Source organism: Aquabacterium sp. A08 (genome assembly GCF_011742065.1).
Map to the genome: position 1 here is coordinate 24,044 of NZ_JAAQQT010000567.1, position 6,000 is coordinate 30,043.

Consider the following 6,000-nt stretch of genomic DNA (forward strand, 5'->3'; position numbering starts at 1 on the left):
GCAATCGCCTGCAGACGGCTCCATGAGCGGTGGCCCGGTTCGGTAGGGCCTCAGGCGGCTGGCTTGCGCAGCACACTGAGCGCGCCGCACACCAGGCTGGACGCCACCAACGCCCCGGCGAACGGCGCCAGCGTGGGGATGCTGCCGGGGAAGCTGGCGGCCAGCAGGCCTTGGGCCAGGCTGCCGGTGCTGACCCAGCCCGGCAGCACCGCCCCCACCACGCCGGCCAAGGCCCCGGCGACCGCCGCGGTCGGGGTGGTGTGGCGCCACAGGCCCATCAGTACTGGCACCACGGCGGTGGCGCACAGCAGGTCGGCGATGAGGAACAGGCGCAGCACCGACAGCCCCTGCAAGGCCACCAGCACCACCGGCACCATCAGCGCCACCGTGGCCCAGCGCGCGCTGGACAGCGCCACGCCCGGCCGGGCGGTGACCACCAGCGATGCGATGCCGTTTTGCAGCGTGTCCACCGAGGAGGCCACCAATGCCACGGCCAACAGCAGCGCCGGCAGCGTCAGCCAGGCCGGTGCGCCCTTGAGCAGCGCGAAGAAGGGGATGGGTGGCTGGCCCAGGTCCAGGCCCCGGCTCGCGGCCAGCACGCCCAGGGCGCCAATGGCCGCCACCACCAGCACGGTGGATGCCCCGCCCAGCCAGGCGCCTTGGGCCAGGGCCCGGTCGTCCCGCGCCGCCCAGACGCGTTGCCAATAGCCCTGGTGGAACAGGTTGGCCGCGGTCACCGCGATCACCAGCGTCAGCGCCACGCTCAGCGCCACCTCGGGCGGGGCGCTGGGGGCGGTGACGGGGGGCGCATCGGGCAAGCCGGGCAGCAGCACCGCCAGCACCAGGCCCAGCAAGGCCAGCAGCAGCCAGGCCTGCCAGCGGTCGGTGGCCAGGCTGGCGCGCAGGCCACCCCAGGCGGTGTAGGCCAGCGTGGTCGCGGCCACGCCCACCACCATCCAGGCGCCGGGCAGGCCCGACAGCATGCCGGTGATGGCGCCAATGGCGGTCAGCTCGGCCGTGAGGAAGCACAACATGTACAGCACCGAAATCGCGCTGACCCACAGCCGCAGGCCGGTGCCAAAGCGGTGTTGGGCGTATTCGGCGATGCTGCGCCCGTGGGGCAGGCAGCGCCGGATGGCCGGCCCACACCAGGCCAGCACCAGAAAGGGCAGGGCGGCCCCCAAGGCGTAGCCGGCCACCGCCACCGGGCCCACGAAAGCGCCCACTTCGGGGGGGGCGAACAAAATCCAGGCGCCCAGGCCCGAGGCCAAAAAGGACAGGCCCAAGGTCACGGGCCCCTGCGAATTGCGGGCGGTGACGTATTCGTCGAGACTGGCGTCGGCGCTGCGCGCGCGCAGACCGATCCAGACAAACAACAACAAGGCCGCCCCAAGGGCAGCCACCGTGGCGTACAGCATGTCGCGCTTCCTCCGCCGGTGTGAACCGGATCAGGTTCCAGGGTCTGCCCCGGCGCGCTGGCCGGCGGCACTCTCAGCCCCTTGCGGGACTCCCCTGGCGACTGGGTTGAAAGCGCGGATTCTAGCCCGGGTTGACCATCACCAATTTGCCCTTGACCTGGCGGCTGCCCATCAGCGCGTAGGCGCGCTGCAGCTCGTGCATGGGCAGCGTCTGGTCCAGCACCGGTTTGATCTGGCCCTGCAGGTACCACTGTGCCAGCGTCTGCATCATGGCGGCGTTGGCCTGGGGTTCGCGCTTGGCAAAGTCGCCCCAGAACACGCCGACGAGGGACGCGCCCTTGAGCAGCGCCAGGTTCAGCGGCAGGCTAGGGATAGGGCCCGCCGCAAAGCCGATGACCAGGTAGCGGCCGCGCCAGGCGATGGAGCGGAACACCGGTTCGGCGAAGGCGCCGCCCACCGGGTCGTAGACCACGTCGGGGCCTTTGCCATCGGTGAGCTGCTTGATGGCCTCGCGCAGGCTGCCGTCCGGTGTGTGCTCGCTGTAGTTCAGCGTGGCGTCGGCGCCGGCGTCCAGGCACAGCTGGCACTTGTCGGCGCTGGACGCGGCGGCGATGACGCGCGCGCCGGCCTGCTTGGCGATCTGGATGGCGGCGGTGCCCACGCCGCCGGCGGCGCCCAGCACCAGCACGGTTTCGCCGGGTTGCAGGGCGCCGCGGTCGATCAGCGCGTGGTAAGAGGTGGCGTAGGTCATGATGAAGGCGGCCGCGTCAACCAGGTCGAAGCCCGCGGGCAGGGGCAGGCACAGCGCCGCCGGGGCCAGGGTGTGGGTGCCGAAACCGCCGGTGCCGCTCAGGCAGGCCACCGCCTGGCCGGCTTGCAGGTGGGTCACGTCCGGGCCCACGGCGCGCACCACGCCGGCGTACTCCGAGCCCGGCACAAAGGGCAGGGGCGGCTTCATCTGGTACTTGTTCTGCACGATGAGCAGATCGGGAAAGTTCAGGCTGGCCGCCTTGATTTCCACCAGCACCTGGCCCGGGCCGGGCTGGGGCGTGGGCAGTTCTTTCCAGGCCAGCGCCTCAACGCCGACGGGGTTCTCACACAACCAAGCGTGCATGTTGTCGTCTCCTCATGGGGGTGTTGCGCATGATAGGCAGGCCTTGGTGCTACGGCCAGCACGGTTTGTCCCGGGGGCGACCGGGCGCGTGCGCCCACGCCCAGGGCACGGCCCGGGCAGCGCCCCTACAATGGCCGGTGATGAAAATCCTTCTGTCCAACGACGACGGCTACCAGGCCCCCGGCATCCAGGCCCTGTACGACGCCTTGCGCGACATCGCCGAGGTGGAGGTGGTGGCCCCGGAACACAACAACAGCGCCAAATCCAACGCGCTGACGCTGCATTCCCCGCTCTATGTGCACACGGCGCACAACGGTTTTCGCTACGTCAACGGCACCCCGGCCGATTGCGTGCACATCGCCCTGACCGGCCTGCTGGGCTACACGCCCGACCTGGTGGTCTCCGGCATCAACAACGGCGCCAACATGGGCGACGACACCATTTACTCCGGCACCGTGGGCGCGGCCATGGAAGGCTACCTGTTCGGGGTGCCCGCCATCGCGTTTTCGCAGACCGAAAAAGGCTGGCGCCACCTGGATGCCGCCGCCCGCAAGGCGCAGGAGTTGGTGGCTTTTCTGGCGCCCTCGGTGGCGGCGCACACCCAGGCCGCCAGCGCCGGCCAGTCGCAGCCCTGGTTGCTGAACGTGAACGTGCCGTGCCGGCCGGCCGAGGATTTGCGCGGCTTCAAGGTGGCCCGGCTGGGCCGGCGCCACGCGGCCGAGCGGGTCATCACCCAGGTCAACCCGCGCGGCGACACCATGTACTGGATCGGGGCCGCCGGCCCGGCCAAGGACGATGCCGAGGGCACCGACTTCCACGCCACCGAGCAGGGTCACATCGCCATCACCCCCTTGCAGGTGGACCTGACCGACCACAGCCGTCTGGCCTATTGGGCCCAGTCCGCGGCGCAGGTGGGCAGCGCCCCGCTGGAGGCGGCGCTGGCCGCGGCCACGGCCGCCAGCGCCCAGTGAAACCGCCCGCGCCGCCCGCCGGGCGCCCGCGCCCGGCCTTCCCCGCCAGCCTGAACCAGGTGGTGGGCCAGGCTGCCTCGCTTGCCCCGGCGCGCGGCGCCACCCGACCGGCCCCGGCCGCCACCCTGCAGGTCCCCAGCGGGGCCGGCATGGATTCCAGCGCGGTGCGCCAGGCCATGGTGCGCAAACTCGCGGCCCAGGGCCTGCAGCACCCGGCTGTGCTGCAGGCGTTTGCCGCGGTGGAACGCCACCGCTTCGTCGACAGCGCCCTGGTGGCGCAGGCCTACGAGGACACCAGCCTGCCCATCGGGCTGGGCCAGACCATCTCCAAACCCAGCGTGGTGGGGCGAATGCTGGAACTGCTGTGCGAATGCCCGCTGGTGGCCACGGGCCGGGTGCTGGAAATCGGCACCGGTTGCGGCTACCAGGCCGCCTTGCTGGCCCAGGTGTGCCGCGAGGTGTACAGCATGGAGCGGCTGCGTGGCCTGCACGACAAGGCGCGCGAGCACCTGCGCCCGCTGCGCCTGCCCAATGTGCACCTGATCTTCGGGGACGGCATGCTGGGCTTTCCCGGTGGCGGGCCGTATGCCGGCATCGTGGCGGCCGCGGGCGGGCACGCCCTGCCGCAGCCGTGGCTGGACCAGCTGGCCGTGGGCGGGCGCCTGGTGGCCCCGGCGGAACTGGTGCCCGGACGCCAGAGTCTGGTGGTGGTGGACCGCACCCCCCAGGGCTATCTGAAAAATGTGCTGGAAGGGGTGTGGTTTGTGCCCCTAAAATCGGGCATTGCCTGACGCCGTGCTGCGCCGCAACACGGCGGCTGTTCATTTTCTGTTGTTGAGGTATTGCATGGAACACCTGGTTCCTCGTTCGGGGCGGTGGAGCGCCTGGGCCTGTGTCGGGCTCAGCGCGGCCTTGCTCGCCGCCTGTGCGGCTCCCCAAAAACCGGCGCAGCGCGCCCCGGTCGTTGACCGTTCGCCCGCTGGCGTTCTGCCCCCGGGGGCCGAAAACGCAGGCAAGCCTGGCTACTACACCGTGCGTCCGGGCGACACGCTGATGCGCATTGGCCTGGAAACCGGCCAGGCTTGGCGCGACCTGCAAGCCTGGAACGGGCTGACCAACCCCAACGTCATCGAAGTCGGTCAGGTGCTGCGCGTGGTGCCGCCCGTGGTGGCCGCGGCACCGGCCACCGCCGCCGCGCCTGCGGTGGCCAACGGCCCCGCCACCGCGGCCGTGGCCGGTTCCTCGGTGCAAGGCCGCCCGCTGGACGCCGCCGCCAGCCCTGCCCCCACCGCCGCCCCGGCGCCCGCGCCGGCGCCCGCCGCCAGCGAAGACGTCGCCTTCATCTGGCCGGCCAAGGGCCAGTTGATCGACACCTTTGACGAGGCCCGCTACAAGGGCGTCGGCATCGGCGGGCGCCTGGGCGATCCGGTGCTGGCCGCGGCCGATGGTCGGGTGGTCTACGCCGGTGCCGGCCTGCGCGGCTACGGCAACCTGATCATCCTCAAGCACAACAACACCTACCTGACCGCCTACGCCCACAACCAGGCACTGCTGGTCAAGGAAGACCAGACCGTGCGCCAGGGCCAGAAAATCGCCGAAATGGGCAGCAGCGACGCCGACCGGGTGAAGCTGCACTTCGAGGTGCGCCGCCAGGGCAAGCCGGTAGACCCCCTCAAGCACCTGCCGGCCCGCTGATGAACGCGCCCCTGAACGCAACGGCGACCGCGTCGCCCGGCCTGGACCTGCCTGTCGACGTGCCCGCCGCTCCCTCGGCGCCTTTGCCCGAAGGCTGGCTGGAAATCGTGTCCCTCGACTTGGAGGCCCAGGGCGTGGCCCGCAAGCCCGACGGCAAGGTGGTGTTCATCGACGGTGCCTTGCCGACCGAACGCGTCAGTGCCCAGACCACCCGCCGCAAGAACCAGTGGGAGCAGGCCAGCCTGACCGAGATCCACCGCGAATCGTCGCTGCGGGTGGTGCCGCGCTGCCCGAACTTCGGCCTGCACGCAGGCGCCTGCGGTGGCTGCAAGATGCAGCACCTCGACCCGCTGGCCCAGGTCGCCGTCAAGCAGCGCGTGCTGGAGGACAACCTCTGGCACCTGGGCAAGGTCAAGGCCGAAACGCTGCTGCGCCCGATTGCCGGGCCGGCCTGGGGCTACCGCTACCGCGCCCGCCTGTCGGTGCGCTACGTCGCCAAAAAGGGCGAGGTGCTGGTGGGCTTCCATGAGCGCAAGAGCCGTTACGTGGCCGACATGAAAGTTTGCCACGTGCTGCCGCCGCACGTCAGCGCGCTGTTGGTGCCGCTGCGCGAACTGGTGTTCGGCATGGACGCGCGCGAAACCTGCCCGCAGATCGAACTGGCCTGCGGCGACAGCGTCACCGCGCTGGTGTTGCGGCACCTGGAGCCGCTGTCGGCCGCCGACCTCCACCGCCTGCGCGAGTTCGCGCTGCGCCACAGCGCGCATGGCCAGGTGATCCAGTGGTGGCTGCAGCCCAAGGG

The 6,000-nt window shown here is 71.1% G+C and carries 5 protein-coding genes, 1 pseudogene and 1 riboswitch; of the genes and pseudogenes, 4 read left to right on the forward strand and 2 right to left on the reverse strand.

What is annotated here, in order from left to right; translation table 11 throughout:
- Window positions 1-50: 50 nt before the first annotated feature.
- Together HA630_RS06500 and HA630_RS06505 are read right to left on the reverse strand one after the other, a co-directional pair.
- Window positions 51-1,418 (reverse strand): sodium:solute symporter family transporter, encoded by a 1,368-nt coding sequence (locus tag HA630_RS06500; RefSeq protein ID WP_166833448.1) that lies wholly within the window; start codon window positions 1,416-1,418, stop codon window positions 51-53.
- Window positions 1,408-1,524, reverse strand: a riboswitch (TPP riboswitch). It overlaps the preceding gene by 11 nt.
- Window positions 1,525-1,539: 15 nt before the next feature.
- Window positions 1,540-2,532 carry an NADPH:quinone oxidoreductase family protein gene (locus HA630_RS06505; protein ID WP_166833450.1) on the reverse strand — a complete coding sequence of 331 codons (993 nt, stop codon included), beginning with the start codon at window positions 2,530-2,532 and terminating at the stop codon, window positions 1,540-1,542.
- A 140-nt stretch (window positions 2,533-2,672) separates the two neighbouring features.
- Here HA630_RS06505 and surE point away from each other — a divergent pair, with 140 nt between their 5' ends.
- The 4 genes and pseudogenes from surE to HA630_RS06525 all read left to right on the forward strand — a co-directional run.
- Window positions 2,673-3,503: a 5'/3'-nucleotidase SurE gene (gene surE, locus HA630_RS06510; RefSeq protein WP_166833452.1), complete on the forward strand. Its 831-nt coding sequence runs from the start codon at window positions 2,673-2,675 to the stop codon at window positions 3,501-3,503.
- On the forward strand, window positions 3,500-4,294 hold the full coding sequence (locus tag HA630_RS06515) for a protein-L-isoaspartate(D-aspartate) O-methyltransferase (RefSeq protein WP_371809215.1): 795 nt from the start codon (window positions 3,500-3,502) through the stop codon (window positions 4,292-4,294). Before surE ends, HA630_RS06515 begins: the two co-directional genes overlap by 4 nt.
- A 55-nt stretch (window positions 4,295-4,349) precedes the next feature.
- A complete protein-coding gene (locus HA630_RS06520) occupies window positions 4,350-5,198 on the forward strand; it encodes a peptidoglycan DD-metalloendopeptidase family protein (protein WP_166833454.1) in 849 nt (282 codons plus the stop codon).
- Window positions 5,198-6,000 (forward strand): annotated as a pseudogene (locus HA630_RS06525) (23S rRNA (uracil(1939)-C(5))-methyltransferase); the annotation flags it as partial. The gene HA630_RS06520 and the pseudogene HA630_RS06525, both read left to right, overlap by 1 nt.

Bases quoted from the DNA above. Each gene is read 5' to 3' on its own strand.
- HA630_RS06500 (WP_166833448.1), bottom strand. From the start codon at position 1,418: ATGCTGTACGCCACGGTGGCTGCCCTTGGGGCGGCCTTGTTGTTGTTT.
- HA630_RS06505 (WP_166833450.1), bottom strand. From the start codon at position 2,532: ATGCACGCTTGGTTGTGTGAGAACCCCGTCGGCGTTGAGGCGCTGGCC.
- surE (WP_166833452.1), top strand. From the start codon at position 2,673: ATGAAAATCCTTCTGTCCAACGACGACGGCTACCAGGCCCCCGGCATC.
- HA630_RS06520 (WP_166833454.1), top strand. From the start codon at position 4,350: ATGGAACACCTGGTTCCTCGTTCGGGGCGGTGGAGCGCCTGGGCCTGT.